This window comes from Micromonospora sp. NPDC048905 (assembly GCF_040649655.1).
GTDB lineage: Bacteria > Actinomycetota > Actinomycetes > Mycobacteriales > Micromonosporaceae > Micromonospora.
Genome location: NZ_JBEZFV010000020.1, coordinates 33633 through 58746 on the forward strand (window position 1 = coordinate 33633; position 25114 = coordinate 58746).

Consider the following 25114-nt stretch of genomic DNA (forward strand, 5'->3'; position numbering starts at 1 on the left):
CTACGACCCGGCGCGGGCAGCCCGCACACGGTGTGGCGGACCAGTAGGGTCGGTCCATTGACCGTTGCCTCTGACCTGCGATTGGAGCTGCCACGTGGGGAGCAAGCTGGTGGTGGGGACGTTCCTGTCCCTGGACGGCGTGATGCAGGGCCCCGGTGGACCCGGCGAGGACGACTCGTTCGGGTTCCCGCACGGCGGGTGGCTGCCGCCGCATGTGGACGAGGGTTTCGGCGAGATCATGGGCGGGGTGTTCGACCGCGCGGACGGGTTGCTGCTGGGCCGCAGGTCCTATGACACCCTCTCCGGGCACTGGCCCAACGTCCCCGACGAGGACGGTGGAGCAAAGATCAACAGCATGCCGAAGTACGTGGCGACGCGCAGCCCGATGACCGCCGACTGGCGCAACACCGAGGTCCTGGTGGGTGAGGCCGCCGAGACCGTCGCCGCGCTCAAGCAGCGCACCGACGGTGAGTTGCTGGTGCAGGGCAGCAGCGACCTGCTACGTACGCTCCAGGCCGTCGGGCTGGTCGACGAGTACCGCCTGCTGATCTTCCCGGTCGTCCTGGGCCAGGGAAAGCGGCTCTTCGCCGAGGGGACCGCCCCGGCGGGGCTGCGACTGACCGGGTCGCGCACCACCAAGGCCGGCGTCGTCTACGCCGCGTACGAGGTGGCGGGCGAGCCGTCGTACGGCAGCGTTCTGTAGCGAGGCGCGGGTAGGGCGGACGGTTTGCCAGAACACCGTAAGCAGACGGTAAGGCGGCCGGCGCAGGGTGAACCCCATCGGCCACCGCGGGCGGCCGTTCACCCACCGCAGCTTCCGAAGGGACACTCCCGTGTCGATGTCGACAGGTCGCCTCCTTCCCGTACTCACCGCCCTGCTCCTGCTGGCGTCGGCCGCCCCGGCGAACGCCGCGAGCACCGGCCGCGACAACCCGGTCACCTGGTCGGCGGCCTGGTCGGTCGCCCACCACCAGCCCGTACCGGGCAACGACTGGTTCGGCGCGAACTGGTCCGTGCCCGGCTTCGCCGACGAGTCGGTTCGGCAGGTGGTCCGGGTCAGCGCGGCCGGATCCCTGATCCGGATCCGCGTGTCCAACCGGTACGGCAGCCAACCGCTGCGGCTGACCGGCGCCACCGTGGGCCGGCCGGACGCCGGGGCGGCGGTCCGGCCCGGCACCCTGCTCCCGGTCACCTTCGACCGGCGGCGCTCGACCACCGTGGCCGTCGGTGCCGAGGCCACCTCCGACCCGGTGCTCCTGCCGGTACGGGCGTTGGAGGCGCTGACCGTGACGCTGTACTTCGCCGGCGCCACCGGCCCGGCGACCTACCACCAGGACGGGCTCACCAGCACGTACCGCGCGGCGGGCGATCACCGCTTCGACCACCGTGGCGCCGCGTTCTCCGGCGAGACCAGCCAGTCGTGGTACCACCTGGCGGGGGTCGACGTCGCCGGGTCGCCGCGTACCCGGGGGACGGTGGTGACGTTCGGTGACTCGCTGACCGACGGCTACGGTTCCACCCCGGGTGCCGACAACCGCTACCCGGACCAGTTGGCCGAGCACCTGGTCGCCGCCGCCCGCCCGCTGGCCGTGGTCAACGCCGGCATCGGCGGTAACAAGCTGCTCGCCGACTCGACGTGCTTCGGCGAGCGGGGCGTCGACCGGTTCCGCCGCGACGCCCTCGGACAGCCGGGTGTGCGCTCGGTGGTCGTCCTGATCGGCATCAACGACATCGGTGGCGGCGGCTATCCCGACTTCGGCTGTGGCGCCTCGCCCGTGGTGACCGCCGCGCAGCTCATCGACGGTCACCGGGCGCTGATCCGGACCGCACACGCCCAGCGGATCACCATCATCGGCGTCACGATGCCGCCCATCAGGAACGCGACCGGCTACGACACCCCGGCCAACGAGGCGGTCCGCGACGAGGTGAACCGGTGGATCCGCGCCGGCGGCGCGTACGACGCCGTCGTCGACCTCGACCGGGTCCTCGCCGATCCGGCCGACCGGGACGCCCTACGGCCCGCGTACGACCACGGCGATCACCTGCACCTCAACGACGCCGGGGCGACCGTCGCCGCTGCCGCCGTCGCCGCCCGGATTCGCTGAGCACCAGCTCTCGGCCATTCGGCGGGCCTCGGTCGGCGCGAGGTCGAAAATAGTCAGGTGGACGTGTCGAGAGCGTCGGCTTCGGCTTCGACCACGGGGTGAGGGCCGGACACACCCGGTCCCACCCGAAGGCCGACACGGCACGGACCTAGGAGTGGATCGATGACGAAGGTGACGACCGGGGCGACGATGTCGCTGGACGGCTACATCGCGACCGCGTCCCACGGTGGCTTCGAGTACCTCTTTCAGTGGTACGACAACGGCGACGTCGAGACGCCGACGGCCAACCCCGCGATGACGTTCCGGACGTCCGCGGCGAGCGCCCGGCACCTGCGGGAGCTCACCGAGCGGACCGGCGTGCTGGTCGTCGGCCGGCGGCTGTTCGACATGACCAAGGGGTGGGGTGGCCGGCACCCGATGGATGTGCCCGTCGTGGTCGTCACGCACAGCGTGCCGGCGGGGTGGGAGCCGGAGAGCGAGTCCTTCGTGTTCGTCACCGACGGCATCGCCAGCGCCATCGAGCGGGCGAAGGCGCTGGCCGGTGACAAGGAGGTGGGCGTCAACGGTGGCACCATCGCGGCCCAGGTCGTCGAGGCCGGCCTGCTCGACGAGGTGCACGTCGATCTCGTGCCGGTGGTGCTCGGCAGCGGCATCCCCCTGTTCGCCGACCTGAAGATCGCGCCCCTGCAACTCGACGGCCCCCTGCGCGTCGTCGAGGGCAACGGCGTCACCCACCTGGCCTACGGGGTACGCCCGACGGCCTGAGCGCCGCGGGGACCGGCCCGCTCGGGTCGGTCCCCGCTCGACCTGACGCCGGGGCCGCTGCTCTGCGCGCCACCGCGGCTCTGGCGTGCTCGGGACCCGGGGCGGTATGCTCCGCCGCGATGATCACTTCCTCTCGTTTCAGATGGGGGGTCCGATCCGCGAACGGTGAGTGCTGATGCACTCCCGGGCCGCGGATGCGGATTCTCGACTGTCCTTCTGGCGGCGCGTGCGTGAGTTCGCCGTGCCGCCGTCCATGATCGAGCGAGCGGGTGCTCGCCGCCTGGTCGGTGACTGGGGCGGGGCGTGTGCCGCCGCGCGTGTCGATGCCGACATCAGCCTGCGGGCGGTCGCCCACCGCCACGGTCGCGAGCTGGCGGCACGGCTTCGGGCCGACCTCCGTCACCTGGCCCCTGACCTGCTGCGCTGGCACCTCCCGAGGGTCGCCCCCGATGGTCTGCTGCGTCCGGGTCTGACCATCTCGCTGATCCGGTACGACCCGGAGCAGCCCACCGGTGGCACGGTGCACCTGGTGGCCCGTACTCCACCGGCCTGGGCGGATGCCGGGCAGCGGATCAGCCTCGGCTTGTGGGACGGGTCGGGCCGACATCCCCACCCCGACCAGCGGTTCCGTCTCGATCTGCACCGCCACCTGTTCGACGCGCGCCGGACCACGGAGTTGCGCAGCCGATCGGGCGCGGGCCGGGCCTCGCTCCCACCCGAGGGCGTCCCCGACGAACTGGTGACGACGCGCGACGCGCACCGGTACGCGACCGACCGGTGGCCAGCCGAGGCGGCGCTTCTGCTCGCGGCCGAGGGACGGACCAGCGGTGCCGTCGCGGTGCGGCTCGGCACCGGACGCCGGCTGGTCCTGCACGTCGACCCACGAGCTGGTGTCGTGGCGGGCGCGGATGGCGATCGGTCCGCCGTGGCAAAGGTCGGCCCGCGGGCGGGCGGGACCGGGCCGCCGGTGCTGCCCGACGCGGCGACCTGGGTGCTGCCCGACCTGGCGCTGCTGCGCGCCGGGCTGATCGAGCCGGCCGAACTGCATCCCCTGGTCGTGGCGGCGCTGGTGCCCGAACGTCTGATGTCCACCGGCCCGGTGGCGTCGGATCGGGCCTCAGCACCGCGCCTGGTGCCGTGCCGAGGCGCCCTGCATCGCATCGGCCTGGTGGACGGGGTGCTCGCCGCGCTGGACCACGACCCGGCCGAGATCCGCCGGGAGGAGCTGCTGGCCGCGCTCACCGGGACCCCACTGCCCTGCCTGCGGGCCATCGACGAGGCGCACCGACAACCGGAGTGCCTTCCCGACGTGCGGGCGCGGCTCGACCACGGCGACACCGCCGGCGCGCTGGCCACCGTCGAGGCCCTGCTCGGCCCCGAGGCGCTGCTGCGCGACGGCGCCCTGCGCGACGAACTGGAGTCCGCCGCGCAGCGGCGGCTCAACCACGGCCTGTTCCGGGCCGGCCTGATCGGGGCCGGGCGCGGCCCCACCGCCGACAAACCCCGCCGCTCGGGCGCGCGCCGGCGGCGCACGCGCCAGGCGACATTCGGCTGACCCAGCACCCCCTCTTCCCGTACGACTCCCACCGCACCCGACACCAACCCCAAGGTGATGACCATGCTTGCGTCCAGTCCCCAACTCGATGTCGCCGACGACCTGATCGCTCTGCTCGGCGCGACCACCACCGAACCCCGTACCGACATCCAGCTGTCGGCCCTGACGCTGACCGTGGCGGCCGATCTGCCCGTCCTGCTCTGGGGAGCGCCCGGCATCGGCAAGACGGCGGCCCTGACCCACCTGGCCGCGACCCTGGACCTGCCCCTGACGACAGTCGTCGCCAGCGTCCACGAGCCGTCCGACTTCTCGGGTCTGCCGATCGTCGGCGACGACCCGGCGAACCAGGGCGTCCCGATGGCCCCGCCGGACTGGGCGGTGCGCCTGGTCCGGGCGGGTCGGGGCCTGCTGTTCCTCGACGAGTTGTCCACCGCGCCGCCCGCCGTCCAGGCCGCCCTGCTGCGCCTCGTCCTGGAACGCCGTGTCGGCGCCCTGCGGCTGCCACCCGGCGTACGGATCGTCGCCGCCGCCAACCCACGGTCGTCGGCCGCCGAGGGATGGGAGCTGAGTCCGCCGTTGGCCAACCGCTTCGTCCACCTTCAGTGGACCCACGACCACGAGATCGTCGTACGCGGACTCGGTGGCACCTGGCCACGTGCGGCGCTGCCCCGGCTCGACCCGGACCTGCTGCCGGAGGCCGTCACCTTCGCCCGCCGGGCGGTGTGCGGTCTGCTGTCCGTCCGTCCGGATCTCGTGCACCGGTTGCCCACCACCGACGCCGCCCGTGGCGGGCCGTGGCCGTCCCCGCGGAGCTGGGAGATGGCGCTGCGCCTGACCGCCTTCGCGACGGCGGCGGGCGTCTCCCGGGAGGTGCTGTCGCTCCTGGTCCGGGGCACGGTCGGCGACGGCCCCGGGCTGGAGCTGCTGGCCAGCATGGATCGGATGGACCTGCCCGACCCGGAGGACCTGCTGGCTGACCCGGCCGCCGCGGTGCTGCCCGAACGGGGCGATCTGCGGCAGGCCGTGTTGGACGCCGTGGTGGCCGCGGTCCGCAACCGCCCGGAGCGGTCCCGGTGGGACGCGGCGTGGGTGCTGTTGGCGCGGGCCGTGGACACGGGCGCGCCGGACCTGGTGGTAGTCCCCGCGACCACGCTGGCCAGCCTGCGCCGCGAGGACTGGGACGTGCCCCCCACGATCGAACGCCTCGCCGGGGCGGTGTCGCTGTCCCGACGAGCCGATCAGGTGGCGACCCGGATCGCGGCCGCCGCCGGGGCGCGACGATGAACGCGGGCGTCCCGACGAAGCTCGACGTCGACAAGCTGTATGCCGCCCGCCTGTACGCCGCCCGGGTGCGTCCCTACCTGGCGACCGCGCTGTTCGCCCTGTGCCCGGTGGCGTCGCGGCAGGTGCCGACGATGGCGGTGGACCGGCACTGGCGCTGCTACGTCTCGCCGACGTTCGTGGACCGCACCCCGTTGGAGCAGCTCGCCGGGGTGTGGGTGCACGAGGTGTCGCATCTGCTGCGCGACCACCACGGCCGCGGTGACCGGGTCGCCCGGGACCGGGGGCTGAACGGCCCGGGGGAGCGGCTGCGCATGAACATCGCCGCGGACTGCGAGATCAACGACGACGTCTTCGGTGACGGGTTGACGATGCCCGAGGGCGCCGTCGAGCCGGCGTCGCTGGGTCTCCGGCCGGGGGAGCTGATGGAGGACTACCTGCGCCAGTTCGGGCTGGGTCCCCGTACGCAGGGTCTGGTCTGGTTGGACTGTGGCAGTGGCGCGGACGGGCTGGAGCGGGAGTGGGACCTGGGACCGGACGGCGCGCAGGGCCTCAGCGAGCAGGAGCGCGACGCGGTCCGGTTCCGGGTGGCGGAGGGCATCACCGGCCACCCGGGATCCGTGCCCCAGGGGTGGCGACGGTGGGCGGAGCAGGCGTTCCACCCACCGCAGCCGTGGCGTGACCTGTTGGGGGCGGCGGTCCGCTCGGCGGCGGTGGCGGCCGGGACCGGTACGGATCACAGCTATGGCCGGCCGTCCCGGCGGTCCCAGGGCGTGCCGGGCGTGATTCTGCCCAGCCTGCGCCGTCGACCTCCGACGGTCTGCGTCATCGTCGACACGTCCGGGTCGGTCAGCGACGCGGAGCTGGGTAGCGCGCTGCTCGAGGTGGCGGCGATATCCCGGGCCGTGGGCGGTCGACGCGACCTGGTGAGCGTGTTGCCGTGCGACGCGGCGGCCCGGGCGGTGCACGCCCTGTGTCGGGCGGAGGAGATCCCGCTGATCGGCGGTGGGGGCACGGATCTGCGGGCCGGGTTCACCCGTGCGCAGCGGGTCCGGCCGGACGTCATCGTGGCGCTCACCGACGGGCAGACGCCCTGGCCGCGCGCCCGCCCGGTGGCGCGCACGGTGGTGGGCCTCTTCCCCCGGGGCCGGGAGTCGTGGACCGAGGACGCGGATTGCGTGCCGCTCAGGCCACCGGAGTGGGCACGGGTGGTGACCATCGGGCCGCACTGAGTCGACGAGCCGCCGCCACCCCGGCCGGCGAGAAAATCAGCGGCCGACCTTGAACTACATAGCGGATGATCGATATTGTCTGCCGCAGGCGCCGCCCCGCCCCAGGCCATCACCGTCGATCGACCGAAGCGGGTTCACCATGCGCGCACTGAGACTTGTCACGACTCTGGCCGTCGCCGGCCTGCTCGCCGGTGCGGTGGCGACAGTCGCCACACCGGCCAGCGCGGCGACCGCCGTGTTCTCCGTGACCAACAACTGGGGCAATGGCTACCAGGGGCAGGTCGCCGTCACCAACAACACCTCCGCCCAGATCACCAGTTGGCGCGTCGAGTTCGACCTGCCAGCCGGATCGAGCGTCACCCAGTCGTGGAACGCTCAGCAGACGACCTCCGGCAGCCACTACACCTTCACCAACGTGTCCTGGAACGGCACGCTCGCCGCCGGGGCCTCGACGTCGTTCGGCTTTCTCGTCAACGGCTCCGGCACTCCGCTCAACTGCACGGTGAACGGTGCGTCCTGCACCGGCGGCACCCCGCCGACGACCGCGCCACCGACCACGTTGCCCCCGACGACCACCCCGCCCACGACTGCGCCACCGACCACCCCGCCGCCGAGCACCGGCACCCCGGTCGAGCGGCACGGGCAGCTCCGGGTCTGCGGCACGACGATGTGCGACAGGTCCGGCGCGCGGGTGCAGTTGCGCGGCATCAGCAGCATGTGGCTCAACTGGGAGACCGCCCCGTACGCCGAGAACCTCTCCGCGCTGAGGTGGATGCGGGACAACTGGAACCTCCAGGTGATCCGCGCGGCCATGGGCGTGGAGCCGGCCGGCGCGTACCTGAGTGACCCGACCAGGGCGCGGGCGCAGGTGGAGACCATCATCAACAACGCGGTCACCGCCGGGGTGTACGTGATCGTCGACTGGCACGCGCACGAGGCGCAGAACAACCAGTCCCAGGCGGTGGCGTTCTTCGGCGACCTGGCCCGCCGCTACGGCCACCTGCCCAACGTCATCTGGGAGCCGTACAACGAGCCGTTGCAGGTGAGCTGGACCAGCGTCATCAAGCCGTACCACCAGGCGGTGGTCTCCGCGATCCGCGCCGCCGACCCGGACAACATCGTCGTGCTCGGCACGCCGACCTGGTCGCAGGACGTGGACGTGGCGGCGGCCAGCCCGGTGAGCGGCACCAACCTGATGTACACCCTGCACTTCTACTCGTGCACGCACGGCGCGTCGCTGCGGGCCAAGGGTGACGCGGCGATCCGGGCCGGCCTCGCGCTCTTCGTCACCGAGTGGGGCGCCAGCAACGCCGACGGCGGCCTCGACGGCCGCTCCTGCCTGCCCGAGGCGCAGTCCTGGATCGACTGGATGAGGGCGAACGGCATCTCCTGGACGGCGTGGAAGCTCGACGTCGGCACCGACACGACGAACCTGCTCAGCCCCGGCGCGCCGGTTACCGGCGGGTGGAGCAACTACCTGCACGGCCACGCGCCGTTCGTGGTGGCGAACATGAGGTAATCCAGCCGGCACGCTTGATCAACTCCGAATCGCCGATGTCGGGGTGTCCGCTGCGGCACGACACCCCGACATTGCCGATCCCGTGTCGAGCGCGCAGGGACGACGCCACCCCGGGCGGCCCGTCACGGGCGGTCGTGCAGGAACCACGCGTCGCTGCCGGCCACGGCCAGAGCCAACTGCCACTGCTGGTACTGCAGGCTGCCGCCGACGGCCAGGAGCTGTCCGGCCAGGTCCCACGCCTGTCGGCCCGGCCTCGGTGGACGGTCGACGACGAACTGCAGCATCGTCCCCCACGCTGCCACGAGCCCGGCACCCCACCGCTGCTCCCACTCGCGCATCGCCGCCGCCCAGGCCAGACGGTGCTCGTCGCTCCCCGCCCCGTGGTAGCCGACCCAGGCCGGCGCCAGCCGCTGCGACGCGGTGGGTAGCAGCACCAGCTGCACCCGATCCCAGGTGTGCCAGCTCCCCACTCCCGCGAGATTCTCGTGGTAACGAGCGGCACGCGCGGCGAGGGACGGGTCGGCCAGCAGGGCGTCGTAGGTCCACCGGTCCAGCGCCGCCGCGGTGATCGCGTCCCCGAGCTGATCGAGAGCCGTGGCCACGAACTCGTCACCCGGTGCTGCCCGCACGCTGTACTCGACGCGCCACCTGTCCAACGGCTCGTCGTCGACGTACCGCCGATAGACCGACCACGGATCAACCGTGCGCGACGCCCGGTCCAGCTCGTCGATCTCGGCGGCGTCGGGCTCGTGGTCCAGGCCGCCGGGCAGGGTGAAAACCGGCCAGCGCCCGGTGACCGGTAGCACCGAGTGGGCAGCCCGCCAGGCCTCCCGCAATCGCGTCGGGTCGACGTCGCCGACGAGGACGGTGCCTCCCAAGCCCTCCTCGACCGGATGGCCCGCCAGCGCCGTGCCCCGTAACGCCGTCGCGATCAGCCGAGGGGTGTTCATCAGCTCGGTCACGGCAGCGACAGTAGCGCCGCGGACCGACAACCTGGTGAGACGCGGCCCCGGTGAGAACGGTCCGCCACCTTAACGCACCGGAAACACGCCCGGTACCAAACCTGGGAACGCTCGTCGGACAGCCACGACCACCGATACGCGAACCGGGGTGACCATGGCCGACAACATCACGAACGCGCCGACGTTCGACGGGCCGACCAGCCGGTCCGGCAACGGCCGGGCACTGCCCACGCCGCGCGCCAACACGGCCGCGACCCTCGACGACGGCGACCCGGCGGATCTCGCCACGCTCGGTGTGGAGGAGGAGTTCCACGTCGTCGACCTGCACACCCGGGAACTGGTGCCCCGGGCGGGGGAGTTGCTCGACCGGCTGCCGGCCGACTCGTTCACCGCGGAGTTGCACCGCAGCGTGGTGGAGACCAACACCGCGGTCTGCCGCACCCTGGACGAGATCCGCGCCGAGCTGACCCGACTGCGCCAACTGGCCGTGCAGGTCGCCGACCGGGCCGGGCTGGGCATCGTGGCGGCCGGCACGGTGCCGTTGCGTGCCGACGGCGATCCGAGCGTCACCCCGACCTCCCGGTACCGGCGGATGCTCGACGAGTACCAGTTGCTCGCGCGGGAGCAGCTGATCTGCGGCGCGCAGGTGCACGTCGGGGTGACCGACCGGGACCTGGCCGTCGCGGTCACCCGGCGGGTCCAGCCGTGGCTGCCGGTGCTGCTCGCCCTGTCGACCAGCTCGCCGTACTGGATGGGTCAGGACAGCGGTTACGCCAGCATGCGGTCGCTGGTCTGGCAGCGCTGGCCCACGGCGGGTGACCCGGGCGAGGTGACCAGCGCGGCGGATCACGAGGCGCTGGTCGCCGAGCTGATCTCCTCCGAGACGATCACCGACCCCGCCATGATCTACTTCGATGTCCGGCCGTCGGCGCACGTCCCCACCGTGGAGCTGCGCATCACCGACGCCAACGCCGACGTGGAGACCATCGTCCTGCTCACCGGCCTGTTCCGGGCGTTGGTCCGGCGCGAGGTCGCCGCCCTGCGCGCCGGGGTCGAGCGCACCGCGGTGCGGCCCCCGGTGCTGCGCGCCGCGGTGTGGCGGGCGGCCCGCTCCGGCCTGGAGGGTGACCTGCTCGACCTGCCCCGCTCGGCCCGGCCGGTGCCGGCCGCCGAGGCGGTCCGCCGCCTGGTGACCGACCTGCGCCCGCAACTGGAGGCGACCGGTGACTGGGAGCAGATCCGGGAGCTGACCCGCTACGCCCTGGAGCGCGGCAGCTCCGCCGCGCGGCAGCGACGGGCGTACGAGCGTCGCGGCCGGCTGGCCGACGTGGTGGACCTGCTCCTGGACGAGACCCGGGGCCGGGTCCGCGAGACGCTGCCGGGTGCGCCCACACCACCGGCGCTGCCCACGTACGCCGACGCCGGTGACGAGGTCTTCGGAGCGGCCGGGCCGGAGCCGGCGTACGCCCCGATCCTGGCGGCCCTGCGCCACCTCGGTGCCGGCGCCCTCCGCCAGCGTGAGCACGACCGGGACGAGGAGCAGCGCGCGCGGGGCGTGACGTTCAGCGTGGCCGGTGAGGCGAGCACCCGGCTCTTCCCGGTCGACCTGGTGCCCCGCGTGGTGCCGGCCGCCGACTGGCGGACCCTGCGTACCGGCCTGGTGCAGCGTGCCCACGCCCTGGACGCGTTCCTCCGGGACGTCTACGGCGACCGGGCCGTGGTGGCCGACGGCGTGGTGCCGGCGTGGGTGGTGGAGTCCTCACCCGGGCTGCGCCCGACCGGCGCGCTGATGGGCCGGCGGCGCACCCGCGCCCAGGTGTCCGGGACCGACCTCGTCCGGGACCCGGACGGCGGCTGGTACGTCCTGGAGGACAACCTGCGGGTGCCCTCCGGGATCGGCTACGCGGTGCAGAACCGCCGGCTGACCCAGGCGGTGCTCCCGGAGCTGCCGGTGCCCGACGACCTGCTGCCCGCCGACGAGACGCCCGCGATGCTGTACCGGGCGCTGATCGCCGGCGCGCCCGCCGCGGCCGACGATCCCGCCGTGGTGGTGCTCAGCAGCGGCCCGGGTGACCCCGCGTGGTTCGAGCACCGGCTGCTCGCCGACGAGATGGCCGTGCCGCTGACCGAGACCAGCGACCTGCTGGTGGAGGAGGGCCGGGTCTGGCTGGTCCGCTCCGGCACCCGCAGCCGGGTCGACGTTATCTACCTGCGGATGGACGAGGAGGCGCTGCTGCACGCGCCCGGCGCCGACGGGGTGCCGCTGGGCTGGCCGTTGCTCGCCGCGGTGCACGCCGGGCGGCTCACGCTCGCCAACGCGCTGGGCAACGGCGTCGGCGACGACAAGGCGCTGTACGCGTACGTGCCCCGACTGATCGAGTACTACCTGGGCGAGAAGCCCCTGCTGGGGGATGTGCCGACGTACCTGTGTGGGCTGCCCGAGCAGCGGGCCGAGGTGCTGGACCGGCTCGACCAGTTGGTGCTCAAGCCGGTCGACGGGTACGGCGGCGACCGCGTGGTGATCGGCCCGCGGGCCGAGGCGGAGGAGCTGGACGCCGTCCGGGAACAGATCCTCGCGGCCCCGCACCGGTGGATCGCCCAGGAGATGGTCTCGCTCACCACCCACCCGGTCTTCGACGGCACGGCTCTCGCTCCCCGCCACGTCGACCTGCGGGCCTTCGTGTTCCTCGGCGAGCAGGCCGAGGTCGCGCCGGTGGCGCTGACCAGGGTCGCGCCCGCCGGCAGCATGATCGTCAACTCGTCGCGAGGCGGTGGGTCGAAGGACACCTGGCTGCTCGGTGGAGACGAGCAGAATTCGGTGTAACGCACGGTTGACCAACCCGTCATCGGTTCGCAACCCGGTCCGCCAAACCTGGACCGGTCAGCGGCCCGAGCGGATCCGAGCCGATGAGAGGTGAGTGCCATGTGCGGTATCGGAGGCGAGTTACGCCTCGACGGGACGCCACCGGACGTTGCCGCCGTCGAGCGGATGCTCCCCGTCCTGGCCCCCCGAGGCCCGGACGGTGCGGGTGTGTGGCAGCACGGGCCGGCGGCTCTGGTGCACCGCCGGTTGCGCATCATCGACCTCTCCGACGCCGGCGCCCAGCCGATGGTCGATCCCGAGCTGGGCCTGGCCCTGGTCTTCAACGGTTGCATCTACAACTACCGGGAGCTGCGCGACGAACTGATCGGCCTCGGCTACTCCTTCCGGTCGACCTCCGACACCGAGGTGATCCTCAAGGCGTACCACCGGTGGGGGACGGCCTGCGTCGAACGGTTCTACGGGATGTTCGCGTTCGCCCTGGTCGAGCTGGCCACGCACACCCTGGTGCTGGCCCGCGACCGGCTCGGCATCAAGCCGCTCTACCTGTCCGAGGGGCCGGGACGGGTCCGCTTCGCCTCGACCCTGCCGGCGTTGCTCGCCGCCGGTGACGTGGACACCGACCTGGACCCGGTGGCGCTGCACCACTACATGACCTTCCACTCGGTGGTGCCCCCACCGCGCACGATCCTCGCCGGGGTCCGCAAGCTCCCACCGGCCACCGTGCGGGTGATCACCGCGGACGGCCGGAGCACCGACAACCTTTACTGGCAGCCGCAGTTCAGCCGGTCCGCGGCCGACCCGATGTCCGCCGACGAGTGGCAGGAACGACTCATGGCGGCGTTGCGCACCGCCGTACGCCGACGGATGGTCGCCGACGTGCCGGTCGGGGTGCTGCTCTCCGGCGGGCTCGACTCCAGCCTGATCGTCGCGCTGCTGGCCGAGCAGGGCCAGACCGGGTTGGCCACCTTCAGCATCGGGTTCGAGGCGGCGGCGGGGGAGAGCGGCGACGAGTTCCACTACTCCGACCTGGTGGCCCGCCACTTCGACACCGACCACCAGCAGATCCGCATCGGTGCCAGCCGGTTCGTCCCCGCCGTGCACGACGCCATCGCGGCGATGAGCGAGCCGATGGTCAGTCACGACTGCGTCGCGTTCCACCTGCTCTCCGAGGAGGTCTCGCAGCGCATCACGGTGGTGCAGTCCGGGCAGGGCGCCGACGAGATCCTGGCCGGCTACGACTGGTACCCGCCGATGGCGAACGTGGCCCGCGCGGACGCCGTCGAGGCGTACGCCCGGGTGTTCTTCGACCGTCGGCACGACGCGCTCGGCGGGCACCTGGCACCCGAGTGGATGCTCGACCACGACGCGAGCCTGGAGTTCGTCGCCGCCCACTTCGGCGCGCCCGGCGCGGAAACCGCGCTGGACGCGGCGCTGCGCCAGGACAGCCTGGTGATGCTCGTCGACGATCCGGTCAAACGGGTCGACAACATGACGATGGCCTGGGGGTTGGAGGCGCGCGTGCCGTTCCTCGACCACGAGGTGGTCGAGCTGGCCGCCGCCTGCCCACCCGCGCTGAAGCTGGCCCAGGGTGGCAAGGGCGTGCTCAAGGCGGCGAGCCGGGGCATCGTCCCGGACGAGGTGATCGACCGGCCGAAGGGCTACTTCCCGGTCCCCGCCATCCGGCACCTCTCCGGGCCACTGCTCGACGACGTGCGGGACGCGCTGACCGCCCAGCCGGCGCGCGAGCGGGGGCTGTTCCGCAAGGACTACCTGGAGGAGTTGCTGGACGCGCCGAACGCCCGGCGGACCACGCTGGGTTCCAACGCGCTCTGGCAGCTCGGGCTGCTGGAGCTCTGGTTGCAGCGGATCGGGGTTTAGATGATCGTTCGGACCGAGGTGCCGCGTATCGTCCGGCGGACCCGACCGACCAGCCCTGCGCCGGCGGTGCCGGTGCCGGTGCCGGTGAGCGAGGACTACCGTCCGGCGCCGTCGCCCGACGGCCGCCGGGTGGCGTACCTCTCCGACCAGGGCGGCAGCCCACGCGTCTGGGTCCGCGACGTCGACACCGCCGAGGCCGTCGCGCTGCCCACCGGTGACGAGCCGGTGCTGGCGCTGAGCTGGTCCCCGGACGGGCGGTGGCTGGCCTGTGTCGTCGCCCCCGGTGGCGCGCCCCGCACCGAGCTGTGGGTGCTGCGCCCGGACGGTTCGCGACGCCGGCAGGTCGCCGGGTTCGGCAGGTGCAGCGCCGCGCTGGCCGGCTGGCTGCCCGACGGCGCGGTCCTGATGGTCACCGAGACCGACGAGCGGGGCCGGGCCGTCCTGGTCGACGCGGGCACCGGGCACCGGCGGGTGCTCGCCGAGGGTGATCTGCTCACCCTCCTGGACGTGACCCCGGACGCCGGCGCCGCGCTGCTGCGCCGTGGCCCTCGCAACGCCCGGTGGTTGGAGCTGCTCGACGTGGCGACAGGCGAACAGCTGCGGTTGTTCCCGGACACCGGCCAGGGCAGCACCGACCAGGGCTGGTTCGGCCCGGACGGCACGAGCGTGCTGGCCCGTACCGACGCGTTCTCGGAGCTGGCCGCGCTGGTGCGGGTCGACCTGACCCGACCGGAGCGGACGCCGACCCGGCTGGCCGGGCGACCGGACGCCGAGTTGGAGCATGCCGCTCCCAGCACGGACGGGCGCCGTGTCGCGCTGCTGTGGAACACCTACGGCGGGCGCAGCGAGCTGAGCCTGCTCGACCTCACCGACGGCGTGCAGCGGGCCGCCGGCGCCCCCGGGGAGGTGCTCGACGACGCCGTGTTCGCCGCCGGCGGCGACCTGCTCTGCCTGACCGCGCAGGGGCCGGTGCAGCCCCGGGAGGTCTGGCTCGTCGACCCGTCGTCCGGCGCGCTGCGTCCGTTGCGGCCGAGCACCCCGCCCACCGGCACGGGCGGCGGCGGGGTCGCGCCACAACTTGTCGACCTGCGCGCCCAGGACGGGTTGCCCCTCTCCGGCTGGCTCTACCGCCCGGCCGGCCCGGGTCCCTGGCCGACCGCGATCAGCCTGCACGGCGGCCCGGAGGCGCAGGAGCGCCCCGGCTACAACCCGCTGTTCCAGGCCCTCGTGGCGCAGGGTGTCGCCGTGTTCGCGCCGAACGTCCGCGGGTCGTCCGGGTTCGGCCGCTCCTTCGTCGCCGCCGACAACCTCGCCGGCCGCTACGGTGCGATCGCCGATGTGGCGGCCTGTGCCGAGTTCCTCGTCGACGCCGGTGTCGCCCGGCCCGGTCAGCTCGGCTGTCTGGGCCGTTCCTACGGCGGTTACCTGGTCCTCGCGGTGCTGGTGAACTTCCCCGGGCTGTTCGCCGCCGGGGTCGCCGAGTGCGGCATCTCCGACTTCCACACCTTCTACGCCGGCACCGAACCGTGGATCGCCGCCGCCGCCGTCAGCAAGTACGGCGACCCGCGGCGGGACGCGGAGCTGCTGCGGGACCTGTCGCCGCTGACCCACATCGACCGGCTGGACGTGCCGGTGCTGCTCATCCACGGCGCGAACGACACGAACGTGCCGGCCGGCGAGTCGGCGCAGGTGGCGCGGGCCCTCGCCGCCCGGGACGTGCCGCACCGGCACCTGGTGCTCACCGGCGAGGGGCACGACTTCCTGGCGCGGGCCAACCAGGAGGCGGCCCGGACGGCCACCACCGCGTGGCTGACCCGGCACCTCGCCGCGACCGCGGCCACCGTGGGCTGAGGCGTTATCCTGCGCCGGTGGAGGTCACGACGCAGGGCGAGCGGTTGGCCGCGGACCTGGGTCGCTGGTTGGCCGAGCTGACCTTCGTCGACCTGGACGTGGACGCGGTCACCGCCCGGGTGATCGACTCGGTGGTGCGGTGGGCCGAGGCGCAGGGCTGGCGGGTCTACCGGCGGGCGCCGAGCGTGCTGCCGTTGCCACCGCCGATGGAGCAGCGACACTCGGTCCTCGACGTGGCGTGTGCCCGCCCGGACGGTCCGCCGGTCGTCGTGGAGGTCGACCACACCGACCGCGCCCGTACGGTGCAGAAGCTGCACGCCGAGGCGGACGCCGGTCGCATCCCGATCTGGGTGCGGTGGGGGGTCGGACGGTTCACCGCGCCGCCACCGCCGGTGCGGATGGTGACCCTCGAGGTGACCCGTCGGGCCGGTCCCGCCGGGCGCGGACGGCTGCACAGCCGCGGCGGGGACCGCCCCGCGCCGGCGCACTCGACCGGCGGTGGCACGGTGGCCGCGCAGGCGCTGCCCATCCCACTGACCGACCCGGACGCGGACGCCGGTAAGGGCGTCGGAAGCGAATCGTAAGCGCGGATCGGCAGAGTTCTGGGTGTCACCGGAGAACACGACACAAACCCAGGAGAATCCCGATGCGCAAGCTCATCAACTCGACCTACATCACCCTCGACGGCGTCATCGACAACCCCATGTGGACCATGCCGTACTTCGACGAGGAGGCCGCCAGCCTCGCCGGGGCGCAGACCACCGAGGCCGACGCGATGCTGATGGGCCGGGCCACCTACGACGGCTTCTCCGCCGCGTGGCCGAACATGGACGAGAGCGACCCGACCACGGGCGCCGCGTTCTTCAACAACGTCAAGAAGTACGTCGCCTCGACCACCCTGACCGACCCCACCTGGAACAACACGGAGGTGCTCCAGGGCGACCTGGTCGAGGCGGTCACCGCGCTCAAGGCCCAGGAGGGCAAGAACATCATCCAGTACGGCTTCGGCTCGGTCACCGCCCAACTGATCAGGGCGGGTCTGGTGGACGAGGTCCGGTTCTGGATCCACCCGGTGCTGGAGGGCGGTCCCAGCCTCACCGCGCCGCTGACCGACGTGAAGGCGTCGTTCGACCTGGTCGACACCCGGGTGCACAAGAGCGGCGTGATCGTCGCCTCGTACGCGCCGAAGACTCCGGCCTGAGCCGAGATCAGAGCTGAGCCCGGGCCTCGCTCGGGCTCAGCTTCGCGCCCTCGGCGAGCAGCGCGTCGAACCGTTCCGGCCCGAGTTCGGCCCGCAGCCGAGCGGTCGTCCGGTCGGTGTCGTCGCGTTCGGCCGGCGCGGCGGGGGACTGCGCGGCGAGTCGGGCGGCGGCCGCGGCGCCCAGCAGCCGGGCGGCGACCTCGGGGGAGCGCGCCGCCGCCGCCATCCCCTCCAGGGGGCCGACCGCGTCGCGCATCGTCGCCATCGCCTCGGCGGCCTCGAACGCCTCGATGTGCAGGGCCAGCGCCGCGTCCGGGTCGCCGCCCTGCTCGACCGCGTAGCCCAGCTCGACCAGGACCATGGGCAGGTAGAGCGCCGGTTGCGTCTCGCTCCGGCCCAGGTCGACGAGTCGGGTGAGGTGGGTGACGGCCAGGTCGAGCTTGCCGTCGCGCCGGGCGGCCATTCCGAGGCTCATCTCCGCGAAGATCACCGCACCGGGCGAGCCCTGGTCCACCGCCAGCTCGTACGCGCGTTCGGCCAGCTCCCGACCCTGGGCGTAGTCGCGGGTCTGCACGGCGAGCCAGGCCAACCAGGACAGCTCCGCGCAGACCTGCGGCCAGAGCGCCAACTCCTCCGCCCAGCGCAGCCCCTCCCGGTGCAGCGCGACGGCGCGTTCGTGCTCGCCGCGCATGTCGGCGAGCCCACCCACCCACTCGGTCGCCCGGAGTCGACCCCACCGGTCGCCGAGGTCCGCGAACAGTGCCGCGCTGCGGGTCGCGGTGCGTTCCAGGGTGGCCTGGTCACCGTTGGCGTGCGCGAGGTGGGCCCGGGAGGTGAGCACCGCCGCCTCGGTCCACCTGTCGACGGGGGCGGTGGGCAGCAGCTCCGACGCCAGGGCCAGGTCGCCGTGCTCGATCACCGCGTTGGCCGCGAACCAGGCGGCGTGTCCACCCGGGTCGACGGCCACCGCGGCGCGTACGTCGTCGGGTGCGATCACCTCGCCCTGCGACAGGGCGAAGCCGACCCGCCAGGGGGCCGCGCGGGTCTCCTGTCCCGGGTCACCGGGCGCGGTCAGGGCCTGCCGTGCCTCGGTGAGCCGGCCGCGCAGATACCAGTACCAGCTCAGGGCGATGGCCAACCGCAGCCCGCCACCGTGAACAAGTGCCGCGCGCAGGTTCGCCGTCTCCGCGTCCAGCAGCGCCAGCCACCGTTGCTGGTCGGCGCCGCGCAGCTCGGGGTCGGCGCGTTCGGCCAGCTCGGTGAAGTAGGCGGCGTGCCGCGCGCGTACCTCCTCGGCGTCGGTCAGCCGGTCCAGACCGAACGCGGCCACCGATTCGAGCAGCCGGTAGCGCGGCTCCGCGCCGGAGTCGTCGAGCACCACCAGTGACCGGTCCACCAGCCGCGCGAGGGTGTCCAGGTCGGTGCGGCAGACGTGCTCGGCGGCCGGCGGGGTGCAGCCGTCGCGGAACACCGCCAATCGGGCCAGCACCTCCCGGTCGGGCGCGTCGAGGAGGTCCCAGCTCCAGCCGATCACCGCGGTCAGTGTCCGCTGCCGGGTCGGCACGTCCCGTTGGGCGGTGCTGAGCAACCGGAAACGGTCGTCGAGCCGGTCCACCACACCCCGCACACCGAGGGCGCGGACCCGGGTCGCGGCCAACTCCAGGGCCAGCGGCAGCCCGTCGAGGCGGCGACATAGCTGCGCCACCGCCGGCGCGGTCTGCTCGTCGAGCCGGAAGCCGCGCTGCTGCGCGGCGGCGCGGGCGGCGAACAACCGGGCCGCCGCCGAGCGCCGGACCGCGTCGAGGTCACCGTCGACCGGCACGGGCAGCGGGGGTACGTCCCAGAGCAGCTCGCCGGTCAACCCGAGTGGCTCCCTGCTGGTGGCCAGCACGCTCACCCCGGGCGCGTCCCGCAGCAGTCGGGCCACCAGCTCGGCGGCTGGCTCGACCACGTGCTCGCAGTTGTCCAGGACGAGGAGCAGGTGCCGGTGTCGCAGAGCCGTGACCAGCCGGTCAGTGGCCGACAGGCTCGTGCCGGCGGCCTCGTGGGCGCCCAGCACCGCGAGCACCTGCTCGGCGACGCGCGGGTCGCCGGCCGACAGCGGGGCCAGCTCCACCAGCTGGACGCCGTCCGGGAAGGACTGGGTCCGGGCCGTCTCGGTGGCCAGGCGCGTCTTGCCGACCCCGCCCGGCCCGACGAGTGTGACCAGCCGTTGCCGGGGCAGCAGCGTCCGCAGCTCGGCCAGCGCCTCGGCCCTGCCGACCAGTTCGTCGAGCTGGGCCGGCAGGCTGTTGCGGATGAGCGCGGCCTTCGGAGGTGCGCTCAGGCCGGCGTCCTGTTCGAGGATCCTGCGGTGCAGGGCGACCAGCTCCGGCCCCGGGTCGAGGCCCAACTCCTCGGCGAGCCGCTCGCGCAGGTCGGCGTAGCTGTCCAACGCCTCGGACTGGCGGCCGGCCGCGTACAGCGCTCGTAGCTGCACGGCCCGCAGGCCCTCGCGCAGCGGATGCCGGGCGACCAGCTCGGCGAGGTCGGCCGCGACCAGGTCGTGCTCACCCCGGGCCAGGCGGGCCTCGGCCAGCCGTTCGTGCACGGCGAGGCGCTGCTCGGCGAGGCGGCCCGCCTCGGCGCGGACGAACTCGGCGTCGGCCACATCGGCGTACGCCTCGCCGCGCCACAGCCCGAGCGCCTCGGCCAACCGGTCGGCGTCGCTGCTGCGGGCCAACTCGGCGAAGCGGTCGGCGTCGACGGTGGCGGTGCGCAGCAGGTAGCCGGGCGGTCGGGACTCGACCACCTCGCGAGCGCCCGGCTCGGCGTCGTTGAGCGCCTTGCGCAACTGGGACACCCGCACCTGGAGAGCGCCGAGCGGGTTGGCGGGGGCGTCCGCGCCCCACAGGTCGTCGACGAGGCGGTCCGCCGACACGACCTGATTGCGGTTGGTCAGCAGGTCGGCCAACAACGCGCGCACCTTCGCGCCGGGCACCACCACCGGCTCGCCGTCGTCGGTGGCCACGGCGAGCGGCCCGAGCACCCCGAACTGCACGGCGGTCATCCTAGCGTCGGTAAGGCTGCCGGAAGTGAACCGTAAGCGCGTCGGCGCATTGTGTGGCCATGGACATCTATTCCGAAACACACGGCAACGGAACCGCTCGCCCCCTGGTGCTGATCCACGGCGCGCTCTCCGGCATCGGCACCTCGTTCGGCACGATCCTGCCGCTCCTGGCGAAGACCCGACAGGTGATCGCCGTCGAGTTGCAGGCCCACGGCCGCACTCCGGACGCGGACCGCCCGCTGACCGTCGAGCACTTCGCCGCCGACGTCGTGGAACTGCTCGACCGGCTGGGCGTCGCGCGGGCCGACGTGTTCGGCTGGAGCATGGGCGCCGCCGTCGCGCTGCGCCTCGGCACCGATCACCCCGACCGGGTCGGGCGGTTGGTGCTCGCCTCGGTGAGCTTCGACGACGACGGCCTGCACCCCGGGCTCCTGGACGGGATCCAGGACCTGCAACCCGAGCACCTACACGGCTCGGAGTTCCACGAGGAGTACCTGCGGACCGCGCCGGACCCGGCGGGGTGGGCCAACCTGGTCACCAAGATGAAGGTGCTGGACGCGAACCTGCCGCAGTGGACGCCCGAGCAGATCCGCGCGCTGGCCGCCCCGACCATGATCGTCCTGGCCGACTCGGACATCGTCCAGCCGGAGCACGCGGTGCTGATGTTCCGACTGCTCGGCGGCGCGGTGCCCGGCGACCTGACCGGTCTGCCGGCGTGCCGGCTGGCCGTCCTGCCCGGCACCACGCACACCTCGATCCCGCAACGCGCCGACTGGCTGGCCCCGATGATCGACGAGTTCCTGACCGAGGAGTAGAACGGCCCCCACGAAGCGTCGATCATGGACTTGTGGTGCCCACCTTGTCGGCCCGATGCCCTTTTGTGCACCACCACAACTCCATGATCGACCGGGTGGGGCGGGGCGGGGCGGGGCGGGGTGGGGTGGGGCGGGGCGGGGCGGGGCGGGGTGGGGTGGGGTGGGGTGGGGTGGGGGTTATGGGGCTTGTTCGGATTTGCGGCGGATTGCGGCAAGCAGTCGGCGGACGGCGATCACGTGACCGCCCGAGGTCAACAGGATCTGCCGGTAGAGGCCGCCGGTCAGGCCGGGGAAGACGGCGCGCGTCTCGGCTCGTAGCCGGGATCGGCCCGGCCCGGCTGGGTCGAGGCGGAAGATCAGCGCGTAGGTCGAGAACCGGTGACTGCCGCGCAGTGCCAGCTCCTGACCGGGGATCGCGGTGGCCACCCGGAACCCGGGGAACGTCGAGCCGGCGGCGAGCGGTCGTGGCCCGGACGAGACGGGGTCGGCAGCCCTCACGAGCCGGGCGTACCCGGTCATCCCCAGCCGCGCGAAGGACCTCTCCACGATGTCGGTCAGGTGGGGCCAGATCCGGTCGGTGTCCGCCGCGATGAGAGTGGAGTGTTCGTCCAGGTGGGGCAACGAGTCGATGGCCATCAACGCCTCCTCGCGTCGGCTCCATTCTCACCCGTCCCTCCCGAAGTTCGCCGCCCGCGGTCATGGCGTGTGATCGATCCAACGGGTAGAAACATGTCTACGCGTCAGAGAGCGCTCTCACGCCCCAGCTGTGCCGGTGGTACGCCTCCGGCCAGCGGAGAGGACGAACCACATGACAACCCCGTCCCGACGTACCCTCCTGCTTGCCCTTCTGGTGACCACCGCGGTCGTGACGACGAGCACGGCCGCCACCGCGGGACACCCCACGCACGGCGCACCCGACTTCGGCCCGAACGTGACGATCTTCGACCCGTCCATGCCGGTCGACGAGATCCAGCAGACCCTGGACGCGGCGCACGCCCGGCAGGTCGACAACGAGATGGGCACCGCGCGGCACGCCTACCTGTTCAAGCCGGGCACGTACGGCACGGCCGAGCAGCCCCTGCAGGCCAAGGTCGGCTACTACACCGAGGTGTCCGGCCTGGGCGCCTCGCCCACCGACGTCACCGTCAACGGCAAACTCGAGGTCTACAACCGCTGCCTGGCCGACGGCGGCACCGGCAACTGCCTCGCCCTGGTCAACTTCTGGCGCACCCTGTCCAACCTGTCGCTCACCATCAACGCCGCCGGTCAGGACGACTGCCGCTCGACCGCGAACTTCTGGGCGGTGTCCCAGGCGGTGTCGATGCGCCGGCTGAACATCGGCGGCGGCGGTCTGTCGCTGATGGACTACTGCACCGCCGGCCCGCAGTACGCCAGTGGCGGGTTCATCGCCGACTCGCGGCTGCCGGCCACCACGAACGGCTCCCAACAGCAGTGGCTGACCCGCAACAGCGAGGTCGGCGGCTGGTCCAACGCGGTGTGGAACCAGGTCTTCGCGGGCGTCGAGGGCGCGCCGGACGACGCCACGTTCCCCGACCCGCCGTACACGACCCTGGAGACCACCCCGCTCAGTCGGGAGAAGCCGTACCTCTTCGTCGACGCCAAGGGTCGCTACCAGGTGCGGGTGCCCGCCGCGCAGCGGGACAGCCGGGGAGTCTCCTGGGCCGACGGCGTGACGCCGGGGCGGACCCTCGACATCGGCGACTTCTTCATCGCCAAGCCGACCGACCCGGTACGCGTCATCAACGCCCAACTCGCGCGCGGGAAGCACCTGCTGCTCACACCCGGCACGTACGACATCGCGCGCAGCATCGAGGTCCGGCGGCCCGGCACCGTGGTGCTCGGCATCGGCCACGCCACCCTCACGGCGGTGAACGGCGCCATCCCGCTGGACGTCGCCGGCGTTCCCGGAGTGATCGTCGCGGGTGTCACGATCGACGCCGGTCTGGTCGAGTCGCCGGTCCTGTTGCGGGTGGGCCGCCAGCACGGTCACGACGCCAGCAGCCCGACCAACCCGACCACGCTGTCCGACGTGTACTTCCGGGTCGGCGGTCCGCACATCGGGCGGACGAACACCGCGCTGGAGGTCAACAGCGACCACGTGCTCATCGACCACACCTGGGTGTGGCGTGGTGACCACGGCGTGGAGGGCTTCACCGAGGGCGTCAACGGGGACACCGACCGCTGGCGCACCAACACCGGTCGCTACGGCGCCGTCATCAACGGCGACCACGTGACCGCGACCGGCCTGTTCGTCGAGCACTTCCAGCGCTACAACACCGTCTGGAACGGCGAGCACGGCACCACGATCCTCTACCAGAACGAGCTGCCGTACGACCCGCCGACGCAGGCCGACTGGATGAACGGCGCGGTCGAGGGCTGGGCCGGGTACAAGGTCGGTGACCGGGTGCGGCACCACACCCTGTACGGCGGCGGGGTGTACGTCTTCAACCAGAACAACCCGTCGATCCACACCGAGAACGGCTTCGAGGTCCCGAACCAGCCGGGTGTGCGGCTGCACCACATCATGACCGTCAACCTCAGTGCCGGCACGATCGACCACGTGGTCAACGGCGTCGGTGCGGCGGCCGACATGACAAAGGTCGGAGCGCCGGTCTACCTCGCGCAGTACCCGACCCCGTAGGGATCTCGGGCGCACCGACGGGGCCGGAGCCGGCGAGGCTCCGGCCCCGATGGGCTGATCCGCTACGGCCTGGCTCGCCGGTCCGAGCGGTCGACTAGCTCAACTCGTAGTCCGGCAGCGGCAGGGCTCTGGGCTGTAGGCGGCGCTCCACCGCGGCCATGGCTGCGAGCAGCGGCAGTTGGGCCATCGTGTTTCGAGCCCAGATGCCCGGGCGGCTCTTCGGCGCGATCATACCGATGAAGAGGCTCGACTGACTTCGCTCGACCATCTTCCGATGGCCCTGCTCGTAGCGCCGAAACGCGATCCGATGATCCCCGCCGGCGGACGACAACTCGCCCGCGAGTCGGTAGGCGCCGATGAGCGACAGCGTCGCCCCGGCGCCCGCCGCCGGTGACGCACAGTGCGCGGCGTCTCCAACAAGCGCCACCCGCCCGGACGACCACGACCCCATCCGCACCTGGCTCAGCGCGTCGAAGTAGAAGTCAGGATCGGCGAGTGCGCCCGCGAGGAGTTCCGGTACGACCCATGGCAGACCCGCGAACGCCTCGCTCAGCAGCCGCTTCTGCTGCTCGACGTCCCGGTGGTCGTACGTCAGCGGCCTGCTGCGGAACAGGAAGTTCACCTTCGCCCCGGCGTGGGTGCCTGAGCGGTAGATCCCGGCCACCCTGCCCGGCTGGTTGTAGAGCGTCACCCACCGCTGCTCACCCAGGCCCGGGTCCGCGTTGGCGGACGCGAAGTAGTGGCCCAGGTGGGTAAGGAACTCCGGCTCCGGGCCGAAGGCCAGATGTCGCACCGTCGAGTGCGTGCCGTCGGCGCCGACGACCAGGTCGAACCGCCTCATCCGACCGTGCTCGAAGGTGACGGTCACACCATTGTCGTCCTGCTCCATGGTGCGGATCGAATCACCGAAGATGTACTCGACGTCGTCCTTGGTCGTCTCGTACAGGATGGCCGCCAGGTCGCCGCGCATGATCTCGACCTCGGTGCCGGCGACTCCGCCCCGGATCGCTTGCATGTCGATGCGGGCCACGCTTCGGTTGGCCGCGTTCACAAAGGACATACCGAGGACGTCCGCCGCCACCGCACGGGTCTGCGACATGATCCCCATCCGCTCGGCGACGTCGACGGCCTGCCCACGTAGGTCGACGCCGTTGCCGCCCTCACGCAGGCGAGGTGCCCGCTCGACCACCGTGGGCGCAAAGCCGTGCCGGGCCAGCCAGAACGCCACGGTCGGCCCCGCGATGCTGGCACCGGAGATCAGGATCCGCCGGTTCATCGACTCCTCCTTCGTGGCACAGCGAGGAGCACGCCAGTGGCAGGTACGCCGCTTGCGTGGTCCGGTGGGGGTTTCGTAGGCTAACTGAAATGCATGTTCCACATGACGATATGGAATGGTCGTTTCAGATGTCAACCCC

18 protein-coding genes are annotated in these 25114 nt (G+C 72.7%); 14 read left to right on the forward strand and 4 right to left on the reverse strand.

From position 1 onward, the window contains the following. Positions 1-94: 94 nt before the first annotated feature. From AB0C01_RS31920 to AB0C01_RS31950, 7 genes are all read left to right on the forward strand, one after another. On the forward strand, positions 95-703 hold the full coding sequence (locus AB0C01_RS31920) for a dihydrofolate reductase family protein (protein WP_357253366.1): 609 nt from the start codon (positions 95-97) through the stop codon (positions 701-703). A gap of 136 nt (positions 704-839) precedes the next feature. Beyond that, positions 840-2105, forward strand: a complete 1266-nt coding sequence (locus tag AB0C01_RS31925; protein ID WP_357253364.1) for a GDSL-type esterase/lipase family protein — start codon at positions 840-842, stop codon at positions 2103-2105. Positions 2106-2267: 162 nt separating this feature from the next. After that, positions 2268-2870, forward strand: a complete 603-nt coding sequence (locus AB0C01_RS31930) for a dihydrofolate reductase family protein (protein ID WP_357253362.1) — start codon at positions 2268-2270, stop codon at positions 2868-2870. A 175-nt stretch (positions 2871-3045) separates the two neighbouring features. Beyond that, positions 3046-4425 carry a hypothetical protein gene (locus AB0C01_RS31935; protein ID WP_357572894.1) on the forward strand — a complete coding sequence of 460 codons (1380 nt, stop codon included), beginning with the start codon at positions 3046-3048 and terminating at the stop codon, positions 4423-4425. Positions 4426-4482: 57 nt separating this feature from the next. Then, on the forward strand, positions 4483-5709 hold the full coding sequence (locus AB0C01_RS31940) for a MoxR family ATPase (protein WP_357253358.1): 1227 nt from the start codon (positions 4483-4485) through the stop codon (positions 5707-5709). Beyond that, complete coding sequence (locus AB0C01_RS31945) at positions 5706-6938, forward strand: VWA-like domain-containing protein (RefSeq protein WP_357572895.1); 1233 nt, start codon at positions 5706-5708, stop codon at positions 6936-6938. Before AB0C01_RS31940 ends, AB0C01_RS31945 begins: the two co-directional genes overlap by 4 nt. Positions 6939-7077: 139 nt before the next feature. After that, positions 7078-8457: a cellulase family glycosylhydrolase gene (locus tag AB0C01_RS31950; protein ID WP_357253354.1), complete on the forward strand. Its 1380-nt coding sequence runs from the start codon at positions 7078-7080 to the stop codon at positions 8455-8457. Positions 8458-8579: 122 nt separating this feature from the next. Here the strand turns inward: AB0C01_RS31950 and AB0C01_RS31955 are convergent, their stop codons facing one another. Then, on the reverse strand, positions 8580-9419 hold the full coding sequence (locus AB0C01_RS31955; RefSeq protein WP_357253352.1) for a DUF4253 domain-containing protein: 840 nt from the start codon (positions 9417-9419) through the stop codon (positions 8580-8582). Between the two features lie 154 nt (positions 9420-9573). Between AB0C01_RS31955 and AB0C01_RS31960 the strand changes: the two genes are divergently transcribed. The 5 genes from AB0C01_RS31960 to AB0C01_RS31980 all read left to right on the forward strand — a co-directional run bounded on the left by AB0C01_RS31960 (position 9574) and on the right by AB0C01_RS31980 (position 17173). After that, positions 9574-12243 carry a carboxylate--amine ligase/circularly permuted type 2 ATP-grasp protein gene (locus AB0C01_RS31960; protein WP_357253350.1) on the forward strand — a complete coding sequence of 890 codons (2670 nt, stop codon included), beginning with the start codon at positions 9574-9576 and terminating at the stop codon, positions 12241-12243. Between the two features lie 99 nt (positions 12244-12342). Next, positions 12343-14121 (forward strand): N-acetylglutaminylglutamine amidotransferase, encoded by a 1779-nt coding sequence (locus AB0C01_RS31965; protein WP_357572896.1) that lies wholly within the window; start codon positions 12343-12345, stop codon positions 14119-14121. After that, the gene (locus AB0C01_RS31970; RefSeq protein WP_357572897.1) at positions 14122-15972 is read left to right on the forward strand and encodes a S9 family peptidase; all 1851 of its coding nucleotides are present in this window, start codon (positions 14122-14124) and stop codon (positions 15970-15972) included. 17 nt (positions 15973-15989) lie between these two features. Then, positions 15990-16556 carry a hypothetical protein gene (locus AB0C01_RS31975; protein WP_357253345.1) on the forward strand — a complete coding sequence of 189 codons (567 nt, stop codon included), beginning with the start codon at positions 15990-15992 and terminating at the stop codon, positions 16554-16556. A 62-nt stretch (positions 16557-16618) separates the two neighbouring features. Continuing rightward, entirely contained in the window at positions 16619-17173 is a 555-nt protein-coding gene (locus AB0C01_RS31980; protein ID WP_357253343.1) for a dihydrofolate reductase family protein, read from the forward strand. A gap of 7 nt (positions 17174-17180) precedes the next feature. Here AB0C01_RS31980 and AB0C01_RS31985 read toward each other — a convergent pair whose 3' ends face one another. After that, entirely contained in the window at positions 17181-20222 is a 3042-nt protein-coding gene (locus AB0C01_RS31985) for a BTAD domain-containing putative transcriptional regulator (protein ID WP_357572898.1), read from the reverse strand. 59 nt (positions 20223-20281) lie between these two features. On the opposite strand from AB0C01_RS31985, the gene AB0C01_RS31990 reads away from it, so the two are divergent. Continuing rightward, positions 20282-21037 carry an alpha/beta fold hydrolase gene (locus AB0C01_RS31990; protein ID WP_357572899.1) on the forward strand — a complete coding sequence of 252 codons (756 nt, stop codon included), beginning with the start codon at positions 20282-20284 and terminating at the stop codon, positions 21035-21037. 177 nt (positions 21038-21214) lie between these two features. Here AB0C01_RS31990 and AB0C01_RS31995 read toward each other — a convergent pair whose 3' ends face one another. Further along, positions 21215-21673: a hypothetical protein gene (locus AB0C01_RS31995; protein WP_357572900.1), complete on the reverse strand. Its 459-nt coding sequence runs from the start codon at positions 21671-21673 to the stop codon at positions 21215-21217. Positions 21674-21845: 172 nt separating this feature from the next. Here AB0C01_RS31995 and AB0C01_RS32000 point away from each other — a divergent pair, with 172 nt between their 5' ends. Beyond that, positions 21846-23699, forward strand: coding sequence for an adenylyl cyclase (locus AB0C01_RS32000; protein WP_357572901.1), 1854 nt, complete (start codon positions 21846-21848; stop codon positions 23697-23699). 94 nt (positions 23700-23793) lie between these two features. On the opposite strand, the gene AB0C01_RS32005 is transcribed toward AB0C01_RS32000, so the two are convergent. Continuing rightward, entirely contained in the window at positions 23794-24975 is a 1182-nt protein-coding gene (locus AB0C01_RS32005) for an FAD-dependent monooxygenase (protein ID WP_357572902.1), read from the reverse strand. Between the last annotated feature and the right edge of the window lie 139 nt (positions 24976-25114).